The 20,711-nt window shown below is 58.7% G+C and carries 20 protein-coding genes and 1 tRNA gene; 10 read left to right on the top strand and 11 right to left on the bottom strand.

Translation table 11 applies throughout. From position 1 onward, the window contains the following. The first annotated feature begins 74 nt into the window (after positions 1–74). From LOM8899_RS15505 to ygfZ, 3 genes are read left to right on the top strand one after another with little or no spacing between them, the layout of a single operon-like run. The gene (locus LOM8899_RS15505; protein WP_093993152.1) at positions 75–725 is read left to right on the top strand and encodes a tyrosine-protein phosphatase; all 651 of its coding nucleotides are present in this window, start codon (positions 75–77) and stop codon (positions 723–725) included. Next, positions 722–2,476: an ABC transporter ATP-binding protein gene (locus LOM8899_RS15500; RefSeq protein WP_093993151.1), complete on the top strand. Its 1,755-nt coding sequence runs from the start codon at positions 722–724 to the stop codon at positions 2,474–2,476. The genes LOM8899_RS15505 and LOM8899_RS15500 overlap by 4 nt, the downstream gene beginning before the upstream one ends. 47 nt (positions 2,477–2,523) lie before the next feature. Continuing rightward, a complete protein-coding gene (gene ygfZ / locus LOM8899_RS15495) occupies positions 2,524–3,270 on the top strand; it encodes a CAF17-like 4Fe-4S cluster assembly/insertion protein YgfZ (RefSeq protein WP_093993150.1) in 747 nt (248 codons plus the stop codon). Positions 3,271–3,288: 18 nt separating this feature from the next. Here the strand turns inward: ygfZ and LOM8899_RS15490 are convergent, their stop codons facing one another. Further along, positions 3,289–3,717, bottom strand: coding sequence for a VOC family protein (locus tag LOM8899_RS15490; protein ID WP_093993149.1), 429 nt, complete (start codon positions 3,715–3,717; stop codon positions 3,289–3,291). 38 nt (positions 3,718–3,755) lie between these two features. Then, complete coding sequence (locus LOM8899_RS15485) at positions 3,756–4,592, bottom strand: inositol monophosphatase family protein (protein WP_093993148.1); 837 nt, start codon at positions 4,590–4,592, stop codon at positions 3,756–3,758. Between the two features lie 382 nt (positions 4,593–4,974). Here LOM8899_RS15485 and LOM8899_RS15480 point away from each other — a divergent pair, with 382 nt between their 5' ends. Beyond that, positions 4,975–5,298, top strand: a complete 324-nt coding sequence (locus tag LOM8899_RS15480; protein WP_093993147.1) for a DUF6280 family protein — start codon at positions 4,975–4,977, stop codon at positions 5,296–5,298. Between the two features lie 248 nt (positions 5,299–5,546). Next, positions 5,547–7,004: a cobyric acid synthase gene (locus tag LOM8899_RS15475; RefSeq protein WP_093993232.1), complete on the top strand. Its 1,458-nt coding sequence runs from the start codon at positions 5,547–5,549 to the stop codon at positions 7,002–7,004. On the opposite strand, the gene LOM8899_RS15470 is transcribed toward LOM8899_RS15475, so the two are convergent. The 3 genes from LOM8899_RS15470 to LOM8899_RS15460 form a co-directional block, all read right to left on the bottom strand. Beyond that, a complete protein-coding gene (locus LOM8899_RS15470; RefSeq protein WP_093993146.1) occupies positions 7,001–8,032 on the bottom strand; it encodes a hypothetical protein in 1,032 nt (343 codons plus the stop codon). The genes LOM8899_RS15475 and LOM8899_RS15470 overlap by 4 nt on opposite strands. Before the next feature lie 74 nt (positions 8,033–8,106). Then, on the bottom strand, positions 8,107–9,468 hold the full coding sequence (locus tag LOM8899_RS15465) for a TolC family outer membrane protein (protein ID WP_093993145.1): 1,362 nt from the start codon (positions 9,466–9,468) through the stop codon (positions 8,107–8,109). 63 nt (positions 9,469–9,531) lie between these two features. Beyond that, positions 9,532–10,185: a protein-L-isoaspartate O-methyltransferase family protein gene (locus LOM8899_RS15460; protein ID WP_093993144.1), complete on the bottom strand. Its 654-nt coding sequence runs from the start codon at positions 10,183–10,185 to the stop codon at positions 9,532–9,534. A gap of 158 nt (positions 10,186–10,343) precedes the next feature. On the opposite strand from LOM8899_RS15460, the gene LOM8899_RS15455 reads away from it, so the two are divergent. Then, a tRNA-Cys gene (locus tag LOM8899_RS15455) sits at positions 10,344–10,417 on the top strand. Between the two features lie 139 nt (positions 10,418–10,556). On the opposite strand, the gene LOM8899_RS15450 is transcribed toward LOM8899_RS15455, so the two are convergent. The 3 genes from LOM8899_RS15450 to LOM8899_RS15440 all read right to left on the bottom strand — a co-directional run bounded on the left by LOM8899_RS15450 (position 10,557) and on the right by LOM8899_RS15440 (position 13,187). Beyond that, a complete protein-coding gene (locus LOM8899_RS15450) occupies positions 10,557–11,099 on the bottom strand; it encodes a flavodoxin domain-containing protein (RefSeq protein ID WP_093993143.1) in 543 nt (180 codons plus the stop codon). A 346-nt stretch (positions 11,100–11,445) separates the two neighbouring features. Then, complete coding sequence (locus LOM8899_RS15445) at positions 11,446–12,528, bottom strand: NAD(P)-dependent alcohol dehydrogenase (protein WP_245820569.1); 1,083 nt, start codon at positions 12,526–12,528, stop codon at positions 11,446–11,448. Next, a complete protein-coding gene (locus LOM8899_RS15440) occupies positions 12,495–13,187 on the bottom strand; it encodes a DUF4386 domain-containing protein (RefSeq protein WP_093993141.1) in 693 nt (230 codons plus the stop codon). Before LOM8899_RS15440 ends, LOM8899_RS15445 begins: the two co-directional genes overlap by 34 nt. Positions 13,188–13,332: 145 nt before the next feature. Here LOM8899_RS15440 and LOM8899_RS15435 point away from each other — a divergent pair, with 145 nt between their 5' ends. Then, complete coding sequence (locus LOM8899_RS15435; protein ID WP_093993140.1) at positions 13,333–14,235, top strand: LysR family transcriptional regulator; 903 nt, start codon at positions 13,333–13,335, stop codon at positions 14,233–14,235. Between the two features lie 161 nt (positions 14,236–14,396). Here the strand turns inward: LOM8899_RS15435 and LOM8899_RS15430 are convergent, their stop codons facing one another. From LOM8899_RS15430 to LOM8899_RS15420, 3 genes are all read right to left on the bottom strand, one after another. After that, positions 14,397–15,911 (bottom strand): tripartite tricarboxylate transporter permease, encoded by a 1,515-nt coding sequence (locus tag LOM8899_RS15430; protein ID WP_093993139.1) that lies wholly within the window; start codon positions 15,909–15,911, stop codon positions 14,397–14,399. Positions 15,912–15,926: 15 nt separating this feature from the next. Next, on the bottom strand, positions 15,927–16,418 hold the full coding sequence (locus LOM8899_RS15425) for a tripartite tricarboxylate transporter TctB family protein (RefSeq protein ID WP_093993138.1): 492 nt from the start codon (positions 16,416–16,418) through the stop codon (positions 15,927–15,929). Between the two features lie 124 nt (positions 16,419–16,542). Next, complete coding sequence (locus LOM8899_RS15420) at positions 16,543–17,529, bottom strand: tripartite tricarboxylate transporter substrate binding protein (RefSeq protein ID WP_093993231.1); 987 nt, start codon at positions 17,527–17,529, stop codon at positions 16,543–16,545. A gap of 128 nt (positions 17,530–17,657) precedes the next feature. Between LOM8899_RS15420 and LOM8899_RS15415 the strand changes: the two genes are divergently transcribed. Genes LOM8899_RS15415 through LOM8899_RS15405 form a run of 3 tightly spaced genes read left to right on the top strand, consistent with a single transcriptional unit; the run spans position 17,658 to position 20,688 of the window. After that, positions 17,658–18,326: a response regulator transcription factor gene (locus LOM8899_RS15415; protein WP_093993137.1), complete on the top strand. Its 669-nt coding sequence runs from the start codon at positions 17,658–17,660 to the stop codon at positions 18,324–18,326. After that, positions 18,323–19,690, top strand: coding sequence for a sensor histidine kinase (locus LOM8899_RS15410; protein ID WP_093993136.1), 1,368 nt, complete (start codon positions 18,323–18,325; stop codon positions 19,688–19,690). Before LOM8899_RS15415 ends, LOM8899_RS15410 begins: the two co-directional genes overlap by 4 nt. Continuing rightward, positions 19,660–20,688, top strand: coding sequence for an ABC transporter substrate-binding protein (locus tag LOM8899_RS15405; RefSeq protein WP_093993135.1), 1,029 nt, complete (start codon positions 19,660–19,662; stop codon positions 20,686–20,688). The genes LOM8899_RS15410 and LOM8899_RS15405 overlap by 31 nt, the downstream gene beginning before the upstream one ends. The last annotated feature ends 23 nt before the right edge of the window (positions 20,689–20,711 follow it).

Raw genomic sequence — 20,711 nt, 5'->3', positions numbered from 1 at the left:
CTTAGCCGCAAGCCTTGCCGCGTCAATGCCTGCAACGCTTGCCCAATCGGTCCATTTGGGAATAGACCCAACCGATGCCACAGGACGCACATACCCCCCCCGCCCCCCAACCCGCCCCGCCAAGCCGGTGGCGAGAGTGGATGTCGTTCCTGTTCAGCGACCACGCCATACTGCGCTATTGGTGGACGAATTTCGACGAGATCGCCCCCGGCGTCTATCGCTCGAACCACCCGTCCTACAATCGGCTGAAGAAGTATAAGGCGATGGGAATAAAGACTATTCTCAACCTTCGCGGCACACCGAAATCGGCCTGCCACCGGCTCGAGAAAGAATTCTGCGAAGAGCTGGGGCTGGAGCTTGTTTCGGTCGGCCTCTATGCCCGTGCGCCCAACGGGGGGCCGGCTTTGCTGCAGTTGTTGGACGCATTCAAGACCATCGAAAAGCCGTTCGTGATGCACTGCAAGTCCGGCGCAGACCGGGCCGGGCTGGCTTCGGCCTTTTACCTGATCGCCGAGGAAGGGGCCGACGTGGCGACAGCCCGCGAGATGCTCTCGCTGCGCTATCTCCATATAAAACAATCGAAAACTGGCGTTCTCGATCACGTTTTGGACCACTACGAGGCCCGTTTGGAGCAAGGGCCGATCAGTCTGCGCGACTGGATCGCCAACGAATATGACGAGGAAGTCGTCCGGGCCAGCTACAACGCCAAAACGGGCCGCACATGAGCGACAAATCAACCGCCCCGCCGCAACGGCTCTTCGGCTGGCTCTGGCGCAAGTACCTCTCGCCGCATTGGGTTTGGTTGATAATAGCCTTGGCCTTCATGGCGGTCGAAGGGGCGTCGCTCGGCATCTTCGCCGCCACGATGGAGCCGATGTTCGACCGGGTCTTCGTCGAAGGTGATCGCGACGCACTCTTGAGCGTTGGCCTTGTAATCCTTGCGGTTTTTCTGGCCCGCGCGGTGACGTCGTGGAGTCAGCGAGTGATCCTGACGCGAATAAACGCGCTCACCGCGGCTGCGCTTCGCGGCGACCTGCTGGCGCATTTGATGCGGCTCGACGGCAGCTTTCACCAAGCCAATCCACCGGGCTATCTGATCGAGCGCGTGCAGGGCGACGTGACAGCGATCAATCAGATCTGGTCGGGGATCATCACCGGCCTGGGCCGCGATCTGGTCTCTGTCATTGCCCTTTTTGGGGTGGCGCTGAGCATCGACTGGCTTTGGACGGTCATCGCCTTGGTCGGCATACCGGTCCTGATCCTGCCGTCCTTCATCGTGCAAGGCTACGTCCGGCGCCGCGCCCGATCATCGCGTGAGATCGCCGGGCGGATGTCGACCCGGCTCGACGAAGTCTTTCACGGTATCGCGCCCATCAAACTCAACAGCTTGGAGGCATATCAGTCGCGTCGCTACGATGCGCTGATCGACCAACGCGTCAGCGCCGAGGTCAAGACCGCAGCAGGACAGGCAGGCATTCCCGCCCTCATCGACGTGATGACCGGGCTTGGATTTCTCGGGGTCCTGATCTACGGCGGGTCCGAAATCATTGCGGGCGACAAGACCGTCGGTCAGTTCGTGGCCTTCTTCACGTCGATGTCGCTTGCATTCGAGCCCCTGCGCCGCTTGGGCAACATCTCTGGGCTGTGGCAGGCAGCAGCTGCCTCCATCGAGCGGATCAAGTCGCTGTTTGATGCAGAACCGACGCTTGTCTCGCCTTCTGATCCCGTGCCGGCGCCGAAGGATGCTCCCTCGATTGAATTGCAGGACGTCCACCTGACCTACGGCGATCTGCCGGTGCTCAACGGCGCCTCTTTTGTGGCCGAGGCAGGCAAGACGACCGCCCTTGTCGGAGCCTCCGGAGCGGGCAAGAGCACCGTGTTCAACTTGCTGACACGACTGGTGGACCCCAGTTCTGGCAGTGCCACGATCGGCGGTGTGCCGACCGCCGCTATGGCGCTCGCTGACCTCCGCGGCATGATTTCGGTTGTCACCCAAGATGCCCTGCTGTTCGACGAAACCGTCCGCGAAAATGTGCTCTTGGGTCAAACAGACATTTCGGAAGATCGGCTGTCCGAGGTTTTGGACGCGGCGCATGTCTCGGACTTCTTGCCCAACTTGCCGCTGGGGCTGAACAGCCCCGCGGGCCCAAGGGGTTCGGCACTGTCGGGGGGGCAGCGGCAAAGGGTGGCAATCGCGCGGGCGCTCCTTCGCGATACGCCGATCCTGTTGCTCGACGAAGCCACGAGCGCGCTTGATACTAAGTCCGAAGCCATCGTCCAGCAGGCGCTGGACAGGCTCAGTCAGGGCCGCACCACGCTCGTAATCGCGCACCGGCTGAGCACGGTCAGGGCGGCGCACAAGATCGTCGTGATGGAGGCCGGCCGGGTGGTCGATCAGGGCACGCATGAAGAGCTTTTGGCGCGTGGCGGCCTTTATGCCGATCTCTATGCCCTCCAATTCAATAGCGACGGCTGACACTTCCTCTGTGCCGCCCTATATCAAGGGCAACCATGGGGTGAAGAATGACCGATAGAACCGTACTCGCGCTGACAGGCAAAGACCGCATCCCGTTCCTGCAAGGGCTGATCACCAATGATGTGTCCAAAGCCGAAGGCGGAATCATTTACGCGGCCTTGCTCACTCCCCAAGGGAAATACATCGCTGATTTCTTTGTCATCGGGGAGAATGACAGGCTGTTGATCGATGTGGCGACATCGCTCGCCCCTGCCCTCGCTCAGCGGCTGAGCATGTATCGGCTCCGCGCTGACGTGCAGATCTCGGAAACCGATCTCGTCGTCTCTCGTGGCACCGCAGACGCACCAGCGGGGGCGGTTGCCGACCCCCGACATCCGTCGCTTGGTTGGCGGCTATACGGCACCGATGACCAGAGTGATGGCACCGACTGGGACGCCCTTCGAACGGCATATCTCGTGCCGGAATCCGGTGTGGAACTGACGCCCGACACCTACATTCTCGAGGCACGGTTCGATGCGCTTCATGGTGTTGATTTCAAGAAGGGCTGCTACGTTGGCCAAGAGGTCACTGCCCGGATGAAGCACAAAACCGAACTCAAGAAGGGGTTGGCCAAGGTCCGGGTTTCCGGCAGAGCCGAGCCCGGGACCGAGATCACCTCGGATGGCAAACCCGCAGGGATATTGCACACGGTCGCAGGCGATGAAGGGATCGCCTACCTTCGATTTGATCGCGCCGAAGGAGAGATGGAGGCCGGCGAAGCACGGCTTGTCCGTCTACCGAACCCCGAGCCCTGAGAGACGTCGAAGACCACCCTACCGACCGTCAGGGTATTCGGCCGGCCCCTTGATCTCGAGCTTGTTTCCAAAGGGATCGCGTATGTAGAAGGAATGGCCCATGCCTCTGGCGCCGCCGTGAAGGGCCTCTCGTTCGATTTCGACACCATGCGCCGCAAGGTGCGACCGCAAAGCCACGTGATCGAATGGCGAAGTGGCGATGCAGACGTGATCGACGTTTCTGCCGCCAGCCACCGGCGGCACCGCATCCGCCGCGCCGGGGTGTGTCGTGTCCCACAGGACGATGAGCGCCGACCCGGCCCAGACCTGCTCCATCCCAAGAGCCGGGTAGCTATAGCCGGGCTGACAGCCCAGAACCTGATGATAGAACTGCAAGGCACGCGCCATGTCGTCCACGAGAAACACCACATGGTCGATCCCGGTCAATGTGAATGGTGGCGTTGTCATCGGTTCTCTCCTTCCATAGCGTTCTGATCAGAGACCATTCACGCTAGCAGAAACGCAAACCGCTCGGCGCAGATATCCCAAACCTCCTGTGAGGCTGCAGTCAACACGTATCCGCTGGTCAATTCCGGCTTGTACGGCGACCCATCAAGCATGCGGGCGACGCCGCCAGACCGCTCGACGATCAGTGCGCCTGCGGCGTGGTCCCATGCGTTCGGTATCGGCCCGGAGAGCGCGAATTCGACATGGCCCTGGGCCAACATGCGGTATTCGTGGCAGGCACAACGCAGGCTCGAAACCCGGTTGAAATCCGCTGTCCGCCGGATTACCTCGCCCCGCGCTTCTCGTGGCAACAGACCGAGCGGCACGTAGCCACTCATCTGCTCGGGATTAGTCAGGCTCGACGTCCGCAGCTGACGATCGGCTGCACCGGGACGAGTGTAGAATGCCCGTTCTCCTTCGGAACCGACGATCCAGTCATCCAAGACGGGATCATAGAGCATTCCGGCGACTGTCTTTCCGGACTCGACGACCGCTGCAATCATCCCAAAGAGCGCGAGTCCCTTGGCGAAGTTCCACGTCCCGTCTACCGGGTCCAGAATGACGACACGAGTCGCCGCCCCGATAGCCGCCAGCTTTGACGGATCCTCGGCGATGGCTTCTTCGCCGACGACGACGGTATCGGACCACTGCGCAAGCAGAGCGGCCGTCATCGCGGCTTCGGCCTCTGTGTCGGCCAAGGTCACAAGATCCGTGGGGCTCGACTTGGTCGACACATCACTCGCCTCCAAGTTGCGAAACCTCGGAAGGATATGTTGCGAGGCGGCCGACCGCACGACCTCGATCAAGTTGCCCCATTCGGTCGAGGTGAGCGTCATGTCATGGTTTCCTATCTAAACTGTCGCGGTGTCCGAAAGAGCACGATTGGGCTCTGCGCAAAACGGCGAGATATCCTTCGAACCGCGCTTCCAGACTATGGTTTACAAATGTTCAACAGCGAAATCACCACACCGCAGTGTTGCTTGAAAATCAGCCCCATGAATTGTGTCAAATTCATGTCGAAAGCTTGAACCGTTAGCGTCGCGGACTATATTTTGTCCTGTTTGCGAGGATGAACGACAAAATTGTGAGTGCGCAGCCTGTCTTGCCATGCGCCACACGCATAACTGCCATGCAAACATTGCCGCCCCGAATCGTTCAGGAAAAGGCATACCGGGCAGGCTAAAAGCCGCAAGAGCAAAAAGACCAAAAGGACTTCGCATGAGAGATTTCGTAGACGGCACAGCCTACAACAACGAACAAGGTAACCGGGCCCGCAAGCTGTTTGCAGCCGTGGTACTTGCTGCGCTTGATGATGCTATTGCCGACGACAAGAAGTATGGTAACGGCCCCGAGCAGATCGCCCGCTGGGCGCGCTCGCGCGATGGCCGTGAAGTGTTGTCCTGCGCCGGGATCGACCCGAACGAGCGCGTTGTGCAGGGCCTGATGGATTTCGTGGGCAAGGGCGTAAGGACATCTGTCGCCCTGTCGCGCGAAGAGAGCGAGCGTCGTCACGCTGCCGAGTTGGAAGCGCGCGCCGCCTAAGACTGCCAATATCAAAAAGACCCAAGACGCGGCCCTTCAGTTTGGGCCGCGTTTTGCTTTTTGGGGTTTCTCGCCTCGCAGTTAGGAAGCCAGTCGCCCGGACAACGCCCTCCGTGAAGGACTGTCCCCACGAAGGTCACGGCCACTCGAAATGGCTGGCACTATATCACCGGCAAACAGTGCAAGGCTGCGCTCATGCTCTTCCCCCCCGCGCGGACGGACCGTAGAACCCTGGTGTGGAGGGCGCGATGGCAAAGGCGATTATGATACAGGGTGCCGGCTCGAATGTCGGTAAGTCCATGCTGGTGGCGGGCATTGCACGCGCTGCACTTCGCCGTGGTCTGTCCGTCGCTCCGTTCAAGCCGCAGAATATGTCGAACAATGCGGCGGTCACCGTCGATGGTGGCGAGATAGGCCGCGCACAGGCATTGCAGGCGATGGCCTCCGGCCTTGAGCCGATCGTCGACATGAATCCCGTCCTACTGAAGCCGGAAAGCGAAACCGGGGCACAGGTCATCGTGCAAGGACAGCGAACAGCAACGCTGCGCGCGCGCGACTACGGCAAGATGAAAGCCACATTGATGCCCGCGGTGCTCGACAGCTTCTATCGTCTTGCCAAGGGTTATGACCTGATTGTTGTCGAAGGGGCGGGCAGCCCCGCAGAGGTCAATCTTCGATCCGGCGACATCGCGAATATGGGGTTTGCGTCAGCGGCGAAGGTGCCTGTCGTGTTGATCGGGGACATCGATCGCGGAGGTGTCATCGCACAGCTCGTCGGCACCCATGCGGTTCTGCCACCTGAAGACCTGGCGCTTATCAAAGCCTTCGCAATCAACAAGTTTCGCGGCGACCCCACGCTTTTCGCTGATGGCATGGAGATCATTGCCGACCGGACCGGATGGCGCCCCTTGGGGATTGTTCCTTGGTTTGACCAGGCGTGGAGGCTGCCTGCCGAGGACGTCATGGATATTTCGGGCCGCCCCGGTGGTCCACTCAAGATCGCCGTTCCCAAATTGAACCGCATCGCGAATTTCGATGATCTGGACCCGCTTTCCGCCGAGCCGGACGTGACCGTGGAGATTGTCGAAGCAGGACACCCCTTGCCCGCTGACGCGGCATTGGTCCTCATTCCCGGGTCGAAATCCACCATCGCAGATCTCGCGCATTTCCGGGCGCAGGGATGGGACATCGACTTGCACGCCCATGTCAGACGTGGCGGCAGGGTGCTTGGGGTCTGTGGCGGCTATCAGATGCTTGGCAAGCGGATCATTGATGCAGAGGGCATCGAGGGGCCACCGGGCGAGGTTGATGGCCTTGGTCTGCTTGACGTCGTAACCGAGATGAAGCCGGCAAAGCGTTTGGTGCAGACCTCCGCACGGCATGTCAGCTCCGGCGAGATCGTCATGGGCTACGAGATCCACATCGGGCAGACGAACGGCCCGGATACCGCCAATGCGTGGCTCAAGATCGGCGAACGGGGTGAAGGCGCGGAATCCGCAGATGGCAAGATCAAGGGCTGCTACCTGCACGGCTTGTTCAGCGCAGACGGCTTTCGGTCTGCATATCTCGCCGAATTAGGGCATTCCGGGCAAGTTGCGACATATGGGAAATCGGTCGAAGAATCGCTGGATGCGCTGGCTCAGCACCTGGAGGCTCACTTGGATATGGACGCGATTTTGGCCACCGCTGAAACGGTCGGACGCTAGTCGAATTCTTGGCTCGACAGCACCCGGTAGATTTCACGCCGCACCAATTTCCGGACGTTGCGCGTGATCCGTTCACCAAGCGTCCCCTGAAGCTCTTGGCGGACGATCTCGACCACCAAGTTCCTCAGCGTTTCCTCGTCGAGTATTTCATCTTCTTCTAGATAAGCGGTCAGAGTTTCGTCCAGCTCGCCTTCCAACGCGGCCGGCTCCGATCGCTCGAGGTCCGCCGCCAGTTCGTCGGTGTTTTCTTCGGGCTCGATCTCTTCGCGGGCTGAGACACGCAAGACAAAGGGTTTGGTTTCTGGAACCTCTTGCGCATCCTCGATCTCTGTTGATTTTGCTCCATGACGAGATGACAAGAAGGCCGGCTCTGCCACGGTAGAGGACCAATCCATGACCGGTGTCGTTTCGCTGCCGTCGGGTTCCCAGTCCTCGGCCTTTCCCGTGATTGCCGCTTCCAGCTCTGCAATCGTCATTTCAAGGCGCGAACGCCCTTCGACGGCCCCCGATTGGACTTCCTCCTCGACCTCTGAAGTGTTTTCCACCGCGGCGTCGTCACTCTCTATGTGCTCAGTCGAGACCCGAGGGGCTGCTTGGAACGCCAAATGGTCATCCGCAGGAGACGCATCCAAGGAATCCTCTGCCGCAATGGCATCGTCTCGGCTCTCGTCTTGGACTGTTTGGTCCGATGGGGCGGAAACGGCTTCAGCCACGTCCTCAGAAGCGAGTTCGTCGGCAGACTCGTCAGCTCCGTCGTCGTCCCACACAACCACTGTAGATGATGACGTTTCATCGACGCGGAATGCTGGCGAAAGGACGAACTTCTCTGCCTGGGGCTCGAACTCGGGCTCCGACTCAATTGTCTCTTGAGCGGTTTCGCTTTCGGTGAGCACCAAGGTCTCTGGAGCGTCATCCGGTTTCGGTGTGGCAGCCTGCGCGGGTGTCCGCAGCTTATCACCTTCGGCAACGAGCCTCCGGATAGAGGACAGAACATCCTCAATCTCTAAATTAGTCACCGGGTCGGACATGTTTTATCCTGCTTAGCCTCTGGCCAACTCTAGCCCGATTCAGGCGTTGTCACAACAGATAGCCGGTATTTGAGTTAGTTACCGCCGCCGATCGCCTCTAGCACGCGGTCCAATGCCCGCCCCTGTTCGGATGTCGTCGTTGGCGCATCCTTGACGAGATTGTAGTAGGCCGTCGGATCATAAATCTGGACCTGAAGACGTAGCTTCTCTGCTGTAAGCTGCCCCATCGCAGAGAGCAAAGAATAGGTCGAAATGACTTCATCGACCTGGGCCGAAATCAAATTGGCCCGCGCATCCAGCAGGTCCTGCTCGGCATTCAGCACATCCAGCGTTGTCCTTGCGCCCAATGTCGCCTCTTCGCGAACGCCTTGAAAGGCCACCGTGGCGGCGCGCACTTCGCGTTCGGAAGCGTCGCGGCTGGCACGTGACACCTCGAGAAAGGAGTAGGCGTTATAGACGTTCTGTTCGATTTGCTGGGACGTGATCAACAAACTGGCACGCGTCGCGTCGCGTCGTGCCATCGCGTCGCGAACCGAGCTTGCGATGCGGCCGCCCTGATAAATCGGCCCCCCGACACTTAGACCGAGCGTTTCGGTATCGTCGCCGTCCTGATTGATGCGAATGCTTCCGCTCAGGGAGACGGTCGGCCGTAGCGCGGATTCGGCACGAGCGATATTGAGCTCGGAAACGGTTACCGAGTGCTGAGCTTCGCGGATGGATGGATGAGCCTGAAGCGCAAGAGCTCTGGCTTCGGGGATCGATTGAGAAATCGGAACGGGCGAGACGGGCTGCAAGTTGCCAGCACGCCGGCCAACGGCAGCCAGATATTCTGCCTGAGCACGCACCAAACCACCCTCTTCGGCAGCAAGCTGGCTACGCGCCGAAGCAAGCCTGGCCTCTGCTGCGGCCACATCGGTGCGTGTGATTTCCCCAACTTCGAATCGATCCTGCGCCGCCCGCAGTTCCTGCGTGATCAGCCGCACGTTGTTCTGGCGAAGCGCGACGAACTCGGCAGCACGGCGCACTTCCATGTAGGCTTCGACGATCCGCAAAAGGACTTGCTGTTCGACATTGAGCAGCGACTGCCGCGTGGCCAGAACCGTTTCCTTCTGCGCATCGATCGCCAGCTGGGTATTGCCGCCGTCGTAGAGCGTCAGTTCTGCAGATATCTGGAGTGATCCAGTCAAGAAGCTTTGTGCTTGAGGAGACTGGGTCTGAGCATTGGCCGACCAGTTGATCACAGGCAGGAGTGCACCGACGGCGCTTGCGACGCCTTCGTCTGCCGCTCGCAGCAGCGCCCGGTTTTGTTCGAGAAGACCACTATTCTCATAGCCGTGAGCGAGAGCGTCTGCCAAGCTTTCCGCCCGCACTGGCGCGGTTGCCAATAGGCAAAAGGCCAAAACAGACGCCAAACCGTACTTACCAATCAGCTTCATACCAGCTCCAACGGATTTCGCCCCAACGTCCTCGTCTCGGATGTCATGGCGTGGTTTTAGTCTCTACAGGACGAACGCATCCACTTTCTCAAAGCCCGACAAAACCGGGGCGCCAGCATTGAAGCTGAACCGCCACGTCAGGCGTCCATCAATCTTGTAACCAATGCGAACCACGCCAAGTGCGCCCTCGGCAAAGATACATCCGATCCGGCCGCCGTCCTTCAGCTGGTCGATGAGTGCGTCCGGCACCTGCTCCACAGCGCCCTGAATGACGATCACGTCGTAGGGGCCGTTTTTGGCGGCACCCTCGTTCAACGGCCCTTCGATCACGGCAGCATTGTCGACACCGTTCTCGGAAAGCGTGCTTTGAGCCTCTTCGACTCGGGCTGGATCGTCCTCGATCGCGACCACGAATTCCGCGAGATGGGCCAAGATGGCCGTCGAGTATCCAAGCCCACAGGCCAAATCGAGGGCTACGTCCGACGATTTCACGTCGAGTGCGTCAAGGATCTTGGCAAGCGTCCGCGGCTCGAGCATCACGCGCCCGCCGCCTAAGTCTATGTTTTCGCCTACATAAGCTGCTTCCCGCTGGGAGTGCGGAACATAAAGCTCGCGTGGCACTGAAAGCATTGCGTCAATGATTGGAAACTTGGTCACGTCCGACGGGCGGACCTGTGTATCGACCATCATGGTTCTGCGGGCTGCATAATCTGGCACGGGGCTAAACTCTTTAGTTCATATCAGCTGAGTTTGGTGATGCCATATCCATCACGCCCCGGCAACGACAGAGTATAAGCTCGCGGCAAACGCTGCCCGAAAACCACGTGATGTCCTGCTTGCGTGCCACAACACTCTGGTATATCGGAGGTCGGCAAGGCGAGTGGGCAGGTAGGTTATGCAGCGGATTGCAAATCCGTGTAGACCGGTTCGATTCCGGTACTCGCCTCCACATCCTTCAAGAAGCATCGTCTAGTGATGATCCCGTTGGCTAAGTACTTGCCATAGAATGCTGCAAACTTTTGCTAGTACTGCTACCCCACCTGACTCGTCCGTCTTGAGAGTTAGATAATGATGTAATCGACAATCGGTCAGCTCGATTGGCGTTCCGCTGTCTCTAAGAAGCTATCAAACTGTGCGCCCAGCTCTTGCCAGTCCGTAAACTCCCTGACCCCGTTGACCAGATCCACCTGTCGCCCCTCCAAAGCAACGTTTTGGACGATCTGGCTTTCGAAGTAGCCGTAGCTGGCCGTTCGCACTGCGCCAGCGGCCAACATTTCGCGGTCGGGAACGAACCCGGTTCGCATCTCCATTTCGACGAGGTAGTCTTTGGCCTCGTCAATGCTTTCGGGAAAAGCAGCCTTTAGACTTACGGACACCATTAAACTTGGCCGGTGGTTCAAATCCTCGAGGTTCGAGGCAACGACGACCTCGAACGTCCTGGGATGCCGTCGTTCGTGTACAGGAGCCACCAGAACAACCCTGTCGATCCCGGCAAATGACAGTGTACCCAGTTTGTCTGCCGTATCAAAGACTTGTACTGTGTGGCCCGATGTCTCTGCGCGATCTCTTAGAAACTTGACGATCTTTCGGCTCTGGCCTTCGACCGTCTCGAAAATCAATAAGACATTCATTGGTGTCCCCCTTGTCGCACAGTGGATTTGGCGTTGTTCCGGTTGGTGATCGGCTCACCGTCGTCCAAGAATACGGATTGAATCAGAAGCAGTCGTTGTCTTGGATCAAAGTCCGTCTCGCTTGATCATTCAGATATCGGGAGAGCCGCGGAACCAATCGGATGGCCCTTGACGAAGACATAGCCACAGAGCGGCACCGTCGATCGGCAATGCTTCCGACGGAAGTTGTCGAAGCTTTGCCGATCCTGGCGCGAGACCTTGGAAGGAAGCCTTCCGATCCACCTCCTGTCGTTCATCAAGCAATTGCTGGAGCGCCAACGGTGCGGGTCGCCCCAACTGCCCAACTTCAAGACGCCAATCTTTCGCCTTCTCCGGGCTCGCGCTTGGAAGGAACCAAGACAACTACCACGTTGCCCTTTTTGTGGCCTGTATCGACATGCCGGTGGGCATCGATCATGTGATCAAAACTGTAAGAGCGGTCGATGACCGGGATGAAATGCCCTTCGTCCGCAAGCGAGACGAGCTTCCGCAGGATTGACGCGGCCTCCGATGCGACGCCTACGATCATCTTTTTTCCGGAAAGCCGTGCGCGCAATGGCCCCAGCACCATATCGAGCAAACTACCGTTGACGATTACAAGTCGACCGCCTGCGGTGAGCGCGCGGCGCGATCTCGACCACGGCGCGGTTCCTGCTGTATCGACGATGACGTCGAACTTGTGCCCGCCATCAGCGAAGTCAGTCTTCGCGTAGTCAAAAACATGATCCGCGCCGAGGCTACGCACCAATTCGGCGTTGGCGGCGCTGCAGACGGCCGTGATTTCGGCCCCAAAGAACTTGGCCAATTGCACAAAGGATGTGCCAGTGGCACCGGAAGCGCCGTTGACCAAGACCTTCTCACCGGCCTTGACCTGCGCTTTGTTGACAAGGAAATCATAGGCGGTCGTTCCGCCGAAGGCCAACGCGGCGGCCGCTTCGAAACTGAGGGTTTCCGGCTTGTGTGCCACTTTCCCGTCTTGCGGCATGACGCAATATTCGGCGTGTGCGCCAAAGGAAGCCCCCGGGAAAGCAATCACTGCGTCGCCCACCTTGAATTCCGTAACAGCGGCTCCGACCTCAACGACGACACCGGAGAGTTCGGTGCCCAGTATCGGTTTGCGCGGGCGAAACACGCCGAACGCCAACCGCGCCATCCAGCCCATTCCGGCAGGAACTTTGAGCGACCTGGCGCGCCAATCTCCGCTGCTGACGGTCGTTGCGTGGGTCTTGATCAGTATCTCGTTGTCATTTGGAATTGGCGTCGCAACATCGACCAGTTCTAGGACCTCGGGATTGCCATAGCGGCTATAAGTGTACGCTTTCATTGTTCTATCCTTTTGAAGGCTTAAGTTGAAATTCAGGAAGCCGCGCCGAGACGCTTGTTCCCCCACGCCAGCAGCCAGACTGCAAAGCCAAGCTCCGAGATCGTGACGATCACAAGGAGTGCGACAATCAGTAGATTGATCGAGGCAACATCAATAAACGCCAGTTTAACAATACCTTGGACGAGGTATCCGAACCCTCCGACGAACAGACCCCATGCCAAGAGGCGCGGAACGGCCGGTGCTCTCAGCGCGCTTCCACCGAGGGCAAACAGGTGCATGCCAAAGAACAACTGCCAGACGAATATCCCCAGGCCGTGGGCGGCGAACAGGTGTTGAACCAGCTCCGCCGAGTTGGCCAAATCAGAGCCATCCGTGACGAAGGTGAGCGGAAAGACCCAAATCAATAGGTTGCACCCCATCACGACGATCATCCCTGCCCGAGCGATCAGCGCAAGCGAGGCAAGGACGGGGCTGACCTGCCGAAACATGACGTAGAGCACAGCGGTCAGGACTAGTTCCAAGAGGATGATCGCGATGTCGGCAAGAACGCCCAGTTTGAAGAGACCGAGATTGTTCATCAAGTTGGCCACGGTCGCGGCGCTATCGGTATCTGCGATGATGATTTGCGGGACATATCCAATGCTAAACCCGCCACATACCGCAATCGCGAGGTAGAGCACCCCGGCAGTTCGTGGCGTGAGCGCATGCAAATAATGTTGAGACATGTGATGTCCTTTCAGGTCAAAAAGAGAGCGTTCGTTTCCGGCAATTCGCTAGGAAACGTTGGTGTTTTTGGCGTTGCTGATTGTTCTTGGCTTTTTCTACATCCAGCCGGGAACGATGCAAATTGACCAAATTTCTAATACTGATATGCATATCCGCATGGATTGGCGGGCCATCAAATTCGACTGGAACAAGGCAAGAGCCTTTTTGGTGACCGCGGAAGAGGGTTCGCTGTCTGCTGCGGCTCGTGCGCTCGGCATGGCGCAGCCGACGCTTGGTCGGCAGGTGGATGGGCTGGAGCAGGAACTAGGCATCGTTCTATTCGAACGCGTCGGACGTGGCTTGTCTTTGACACCAAGTGGATTGGAGTTGCTCGAACACGTCCGCACGATGGGTGAAGCGGCGGGGCGGGTATCACTGACCGCTCTCGGGCAATCACAAGCTATCGCTGGAACGATCAGCATTTCCGCCAGCGAAACCTATGCGGCGGTTCTGCTTCCACCGATTGTTGCAAAACTGCGATTGCGCGAGCCTGGTATTCAGGTCGAAATCGTCGTCTCCAATCAGGCAAGCGATTTGCGGCGACGCGAGGCGGACATCGCAATCCGCAACTTCCGTCCAACGGAACCAGACTTGATCGCAAAGAAGATCGGTGACGCCGAAGCCCGGCTCTACGCCACTCCAGACTATGTCGATAAGATTGGCAATCCGGTCAAACCTTATGACCTGCGGCATGCGGAGTTCATCAATCTCGATCATTCCGGCATGATGCTGGCAGGATTGAACACACTTGGCCTTGGCTTGACCGAAGCCAATTTTCCAATTGTCACCGAAAGCTATTTGGTGATGTGGGAGTTGGTCCGCCAAGGCGCCGCAATCGGAATTCTGGATTCCTTCATTGGCGACCGGGATCCGGCCGTACGGCGCGTTTTACCGGACTTGGAGCCTTTGACTTTCCCCATCTGGCTGGTTGCGCACCGCGAGTTGACGACCAGTCATCGGATCAGGCTTGTCTACGACTTTCTCGTCGAGGAATTGAGCCGACATTAGACCCTGACAAACCATGCCCTGCGTCTATTTGCGAAGTTTGGTGTTGCCTTGCTAGCCCTCCTGGCAGTCACGAAGCCAAGGAATTATCGAGAATGGGCGGGTATAGGCTTCGGTCCTAGAGACATGAACGCCGCGCAACCCGAGTTGCGCGGCGCGGATCTTCAGTCACCGTCGGCCACACCCTCGGCGCGCCGCCGTGCCCGGTAAGCTCGGAAACTCGGCAGCACCACCAGAAGCGCCGCCAACACCAGGAGTGCCAGTGTCATTGGGCGCTCCAACAGGAAACCAAAGCCGCGATAAAGCTGCATTGCGCGGCCAAAGTTGTCCTCCAGCATGGTGCCGAGAATAAAGCCGATGAGCAGCGGAGCGAGCGGATAGTCGGCGAAACGCAAGATCGTCGCGATCACGCCGAACCCAACAAGGATCAACAATTCCGTCGAGTTGTTCTGTCCGAGGTAGCTACCCATCAACGTGAAGAACAGGATGAACGGAATCAGGAACGTCCGAGGGATCGTCAGGATTTTGGCGATGTAGGGGATGAGTGGCAGGTTCAGTATCAACAGGACCAGGTTCCCGATATACATCGAGATGATAACAGCCCAGAACACTTGTGGCTCATCGGTCATGAGACGTGGACCCGGTGTGACATTGAGAGCCAACAGCGCACCCAGCAGGATCGCGGTCGTCCCCGATCCGGGAATTCCCAAGGTTAGCAAAGGCACGAATGATCCAGTGCAGGCCGCGTTGTTGGCGGTCTCGGGTGCGGCAAGTCCTTTGATCGAGCCTTTGCCGAATTCCTCCTGCTCCGCTCCCTTGGCGATATTTCGCTCCACCGCGTAGCCCAAAAATGACGCGATCGTCGCCCCTGCGCCGGGGAGCACGCCAATGAAGAACCCTTGAATTGACTGGCGCCCGATGACCGGCGCAATGCTTCGCGCCTCAGCCCCGGTGATACGCATACCGGTAATCTTGCCGCTGTCACCTGTGGCTGCGCGCGCCGGGTTCATGACGAGAAACAGAGCCTCCGGCAATGCGAACATCGCCATCGCAAGTGTTATGAATGAAAACCCTGACTGCAGTTCCATCATGCCAAAGGTGAAACGCGGCATATTGGACAGCGCACCCTCGCCAACGGTCCCCATCATCAGGCCGAGGATCGTCATCATCAGCGCCTTGGCCACCTGCCCCGTTCCCGCAAAGGCGGCAATTGCCGAAAGGCCAACCACCATCAAGGCAAAGTATTCAGCCGAATGGAACAGCAGGGCTACGGATGAAAGCGCGGGCGCAAAGATCATCAAGAGAATGGCACCGATCGTTCCGCCGGCGAAACTTGCAACTGCGGCAATGGTCAGGGCCTTTCCCGCTTGGCCCTTGCGCGCCATCGGATACCCATCAAAGGCGGTGGCGACCGTTCCCGCGACTCCGGGTGCGTTCAGCAGGATCGACGAGGTCGACCCGCCAAAAATCGCTCCGTAGTAAACCCCAGACAGCAGGATCAGAGCGGCGGTTGGATCGCCGATGCCGATCGCAACCGGGATCATGATAGCAATGATCGACATCGGTCCCAGACCGGGCAACATACCGATCAATGTGCCGATGACGCATCCCATGACGACCATGATCAGGTTGAATGGGGTGACGGCCGCAGAAAGGCCTAGCATCAATCCTTCAAGCATCGTTTCAACCTTTGCTTACATGAGGAATCCGGGCCAAGGGCGCAGGAATATTCCCAACACCTCTTGGACCAGATACCAGATCGAGCCTGCCGCAATGACCGCGACCGGGATCAATACGTGGAAACGACGTTCACCGAGAAGGGTGGCACCGAACACGAGAAAGCCGATTGTAGCGCCGAGAAAGCCGAACGGGCGCAACGTCAGTGCATAGGCAACCATGAGAACGAGCAGTCCAATCGCCTGACCGACATGATAGTCTCCAAGCCTGCTCAGATCGATCGTGCCGTCCTTGATCTCCGCTTTGTCGCCCGACGGTTTGGGGGTGAACAGGACAATGAGCCCAACAACGATGCCCATCACCGTCAGGATCTTGGGGAATGTCGACGGCCAAACGGGGTTGCGCTGCAAAATGGGTGGAAGCAGGTCATCCATCGTGAAAAATGCGGCATAGCCATAGACGCAACACAGCGCGATAAAGGCCAGCGCGATCCAACGATCCAAAGCCATTGTTCGTCCCCTCCCCCTGGATTCCATTTGAGTTGTCTTGTCTCGGATATCCGGCCCAGCAAGTGGGCCGGATATCCTTTTTCCGACGTCGATGGTCGGCCCGCTACGAGCCACATCGACGATTTTAGAGGAAACCGAGTTCCCGCATCAGATCGCCGATCTGTTGCTCTTGGCCTTCCAGGAAGGCTTTGAACTCATCGCCGGGACGGAAGATGTTGACCAACCCCATGCTTGCCCGGATTTCCTCCCACTCGGGAGTATCCATCATCTCGGCGAGCAAGTTCTGGTAGGCAACCAGTTGATCTTCCGGCAGCCCGGGAGCGGCAAAGAACCCACGCCAGTTCACGAATTGCGCGTCGATCCCCTGTTCGACAAAGCTTGGTGCCTCTTCATAGGCCGGCACACGCTCCGGCGCGGTCACGCCGAGGATGCGGATTGCACCTTGATCAGCCAGCGCCACGGCTTCGGAAAAACCAGTCGAGAGCGCGTCGATTTCGCCCGAAAGTAGGCCCGCCATCGCTTCGCCGCCGGCGTCATAGCCAATGTAGTTGAAAGCGGTCGGGTCTTCACCGGCCCCCTGCATGATGATCGCAGCGACGAGATGATCCATACCGCCAGGCACCGAACCGCCGCCGATGGCGAAGTCCTGTGGCGCCTCACGATAAGCCGCGAGTGCGTCTTCCATCGACATGATCGGGCTTTCGGCATTGACGACCAAAGCGGCATAGTCGCCGACCGTCCCTGCAACCAACGTCAGATCGCGGAAGCTTTGTGCGATTTCACCGGTCAGGGCACGGATCACGATTGGCGTTGAGTTCACCATCAATGTGCCGTGACTGCTATCGGCGTTTTCAATCAAATTGCCGATCGCGACACCGCCGCCGCCGCCGGACATGTTCTCGTAGGTTGCGTTGCCGACAAGACCGGAGTTCACCAATGCTTCGCCAGTGCCGCGAGCCGTGCCGTCCCAACCACCGCCGGCGCCACCCGGGATCAGGAAATGCACTGAGTCCATCATCTGATGCCCATCGGCGTGTGCCATGCCAGTGAATGCAACGGTCGCGGTTGCTGCCGCGATCAGTCCGCGACGTGTCCACTCTAGAGTATTCATATGGTCGTCCTCCCATTTGACAGGCAGTCCTCCACCGCCCATGCTTGATATTGATCACAGGAAGCTGACAGAACCCTGACAGAGGATCAGTGGGCACGGACAATCGACTTGGGAGAGGGATCGGCACCGTGAGATACCTTTTGGTGGAGGACAATATCGAGCTTTCCGATGCCGTCATCAAGAGACTGGCTTTGGATGGACATGCCGTCGACCATGCTATGACGCTTGCTGAAGCGGAGGATTGCCTCGCAGCGGCGAACTACGATCTGATACTGCTCGACGTGATGCTACCAGATGGTGATGGGCGCGATTTTCTGGCCCGAAGCCGGGCCCATCTTCAAACCCCGGTTATTGTTTTGACCGCGCGAGCGCAGGTCTCGGATAGAGTTGGAGCACTCGATCAAGGGGCGGACGACTATATCACAAAGCCTTTCGATTTTTCGGAACTCGAGGCGCGTTGCCGAGCTGTGCTGCGGCGGCGGGGCGGAGCCGCCCGCAACGACATAGCGTTGGGACCGGCGGTCTTTGATCCACTTGCCGGGACGCTTCAGTATGGAGAACAGATCGTCGAGTTGCGCAACCGAGAGATTCGCTTGCTGGAGGTCTTCGCCCGGCATCCGGGCCAAATCTTGTCCAAGTCGCATGTCATGGACAGGATGTTTTCCTATGATACGGCCGTTACCGAAAACGCCATCGAAGTGTATGTCGGGCGGCTGCGGCGCCGTATCGACGGCATGGGCTTTCGGATCGAGACGGTCCGCGGCCTCGGCTACCGGATCGAGACAGACGCACCTTGACCGAAACGAGATCTATCAGCCAGCGCCTGACGCTGCTTCTGGCCGGTGTCGCGGCGCTATTGTCGCTGCTCAGTTGGGGAATGGTGACAGGTCTTGCCCGCGAAGCCACTCAACGCACACAAGACAATGTGCTCGCCGCTTCGACGACGACAATTGCCGAAACCCTGCGCAGCGAACAGGGCGAAGTGCGGCTGGAGCTGCCCTATGCTGCTTTTGCGATGCTTGATGCAATCAGTGAGGATCGAGTGTTCTACCGTGTCACGGCAGGTGGCAGGATATTGACCGGGTATGAAGACCTTCCGCAGACGAGTGAAGGCGGTTTGGGTCAGGTAACCTTTGATTCAGGCGAGTATAACGGTGCGCCGATCCGCATGGCCTCCGTATCAAGGCTCGTTCTTGCCGGGGCAGAACCCTTGTCCGTTACGGTCACCGTTGCGCAGACACGCGACGGTGTCGGGGCCGTCGCGTCGGAGCTGTCGCAGCTTGCCGCGATTCTGTCTGTAGCCTTCTTCTTTGTCGCGGTCGGCCTGTCTGCGTTCGCCGTCAAGACGTCACTTAGGCCGCTGAACGAAATCGCGGCGGCGGTATCACGTCGCGGCCCCTCTGACCTGCGCCCCTTGATGCGCGCAGCCCCCGCTGATCTTGCTCCACTCCTGACGGCTCTCAATCGGCTGATGGATCGCCTTCATTTGTCAATCCGCCGGTCAGAGGATTTCATCGCGGAAGCTGCACATAGAATCCGCACGCCCCTGGCAACTGTTCGCACGCAGGCGGAGATTTCCTTGAGGACCGTCGACGACGAGACGGAAAAACAGCGACTGCGACGCATGATCCGAGCCGTCGATGAAAGCTCTCGGTCCGCCGGTCAGCTGCTTGATCACGCCACCGTGGCGTACCGCACCGAAGACATGGCCCACGACGTGCTGGACCTTGCGGATGTTGTTCGACAAACCGTGGCGGCCGTCGAGCCGACCGCTGCGATGCGCGATATTCATCTTGAAGTGACGTCGATCGAGGCAAAGGTCTTGGGCGACGCGGTATTGCTGGACAACGCCCTAAGCAACGTACTCGACAATGCCATCAAATATTCGCCCGAAGACACGACCGTTTCCATATACATCACCCGTACCGATGCGGAAGCGCGGATTTCGGTTACCGACGACGGCCCCGGTCTCGGTGACGAACCGATTGATGCGCTGACAGAACGTTTTCGACGCGGCAGCAACACCGGCGGGATCGTCGGTTCCGGGCTAGGCCTGACCATCGCGTCAGACGTCCTTCGCGCCCATCGCGGCCGCTTGGAATTGGCAAATACACAAAATGGGAGGGGCGCATGCGTATCCCTGGTCTTGCCGTTGTCCTGACGCTTTGGGCCTGCAACGTCGCCAACGCACTGGAGGTGGAGGACCACCGTCTGTTTCCCGGATCAGGCGACCGCATTCTCCGGATAGTGTCGACCACCGACCTAGACGTCTTCGAGCCATACATTGCGGCGTTTCAGGACGTCCGCCCCGATGTCTCGATCGACTACAGCGTCATGTCATCGAGTATATTGTACAGCGCTATTCGAGAAGGACACTCCTTCGATCTGGCTGTCTCTTCTGCCATGGATTTGCAATTCCAGCTTGCCAACGACGGCTTCGCGCAACGCTATCGTTCAGCAGCGACCGAAACTCTTCCTGACTGGGCCCGGTGGCGCGGCTTGATCTTTGCCTTCACGAGTGAACCCGCCGTGATGGTCATCAACAATGAGCACTTCTCGGGGCTCGATTTGCCCACCACCCGACAAGATCTGATCGGACTCCTGCGCGATCACCCTGACCGCTTTACCGGTGCTGTCGGAACATATGATGTTCGAGAGAGTGGTCTCGGTTATCTCTTCGCAACGCAGGAAGATCGTTCGACCGATGCGTTCTGGCGTCTAAACGAAGTGATGGGCAGGCTGGATCCGCGCTTCTATTGCTGCTCGTCACAGATGATTGACGACGTCGCTGATGGGCAGTTGGCGCTCGCCTACAATGTTTTGGGAAGCTACGCCAAGGAGCGCCTTGCGCAGGATCAGGGTGACCGGATGCAGATCATCCGAATGCAGGATTTCACAAATGTCATGTTGCGTACTGCGATCATCCCAGCCACAGCCAAAGAAACCGAAGCCGCCGGGGCAATGATTGACATGCTCGCAACCTTGGCATTGCGCCAAGCGCCGGGCAATTGGCCCTTGCCGTCACTGAGCGAAACCGGTGCCGACGAGGCCCTGGGATTTGGTCCGATCCGGCTAGGGCCCGCCCTAATGGTCTATCTGGATCCCCTCAACCGCCGTGCATTCCTGACCGACTGGGAAAACGCAATGGAACAGCAATAGGTAAGGCCCTGTCGGTTGATTCA

This window comes from Flavimaricola marinus (assembly GCF_900184895.1).
Classification (GTDB): domain Bacteria; phylum Pseudomonadota; class Alphaproteobacteria; order Rhodobacterales; family Rhodobacteraceae; genus Flavimaricola; species Flavimaricola marinus.
Note: the sequence above shows the minus strand (reverse complement) of the source record. Positions and strands in the feature narration are given on the sequence as shown.

Excerpts from the sequence above, each read along its gene's own strand:
- LOM8899_RS15500 (WP_093993151.1), top strand. The coding sequence starts at position 722 with ATGAGCGACAAATCAACCGCCCCGCCGCAACGGCTCTTCGGCTGGCTC.
- LOM8899_RS15420 (WP_093993231.1), bottom strand. The coding sequence starts at position 17,529 with ATGAATACTCTAGAGTGGACACGTCGCGGACTGATCGCGGCAGCAACC.
- LOM8899_RS15405 (WP_093993135.1), top strand. The coding sequence starts at position 19,660 with ATGCGTATCCCTGGTCTTGCCGTTGTCCTGACGCTTTGGGCCTGCAAC.
- LOM8899_RS15430 (WP_093993139.1), bottom strand. The coding sequence starts at position 15,911 with ATGCTTGAAGGATTGATGCTAGGCCTTTCTGCGGCCGTCACCCCATTC.
- LOM8899_RS15425 (WP_093993138.1), bottom strand. The coding sequence starts at position 16,418 with ATGGCTTTGGATCGTTGGATCGCGCTGGCCTTTATCGCGCTGTGTTGC.
- LOM8899_RS15505 (WP_093993152.1), top strand. The coding sequence starts at position 75 with ATGCCACAGGACGCACATACCCCCCCCGCCCCCCAACCCGCCCCGCCA.
- LOM8899_RS15485 (WP_093993148.1), bottom strand. The coding sequence starts at position 4,592 with ATGACGCTCACCTCGACCGAATGGGGCAACTTGATCGAGGTCGTGCGG.
- LOM8899_RS15465 (WP_093993145.1), bottom strand. The coding sequence starts at position 9,468 with ATGAAGCTGATTGGTAAGTACGGTTTGGCGTCTGTTTTGGCCTTTTGC.
- ygfZ (WP_093993150.1), top strand. The coding sequence starts at position 2,524 with ATGACCGATAGAACCGTACTCGCGCTGACAGGCAAAGACCGCATCCCG.
- LOM8899_RS15470 (WP_093993146.1), bottom strand. The coding sequence starts at position 8,032 with ATGTCCGACCCGGTGACTAATTTAGAGATTGAGGATGTTCTGTCCTCT.
- LOM8899_RS15475 (WP_093993232.1), top strand. The coding sequence starts at position 5,547 with ATGGCAAAGGCGATTATGATACAGGGTGCCGGCTCGAATGTCGGTAAG.
- LOM8899_RS15435 (WP_093993140.1), top strand. The coding sequence starts at position 13,333 with ATGCATATCCGCATGGATTGGCGGGCCATCAAATTCGACTGGAACAAG.
- LOM8899_RS15480 (WP_093993147.1), top strand. The coding sequence starts at position 4,975 with ATGAGAGATTTCGTAGACGGCACAGCCTACAACAACGAACAAGGTAAC.
- LOM8899_RS15440 (WP_093993141.1), bottom strand. The coding sequence starts at position 13,187 with ATGTCTCAACATTATTTGCATGCGCTCACGCCACGAACTGCCGGGGTG.
- LOM8899_RS15490 (WP_093993149.1), bottom strand. The coding sequence starts at position 3,717 with ATGACAACGCCACCATTCACATTGACCGGGATCGACCATGTGGTGTTT.
- LOM8899_RS15450 (WP_093993143.1), bottom strand. The coding sequence starts at position 11,099 with ATGAATGTCTTATTGATTTTCGAGACGGTCGAAGGCCAGAGCCGAAAG.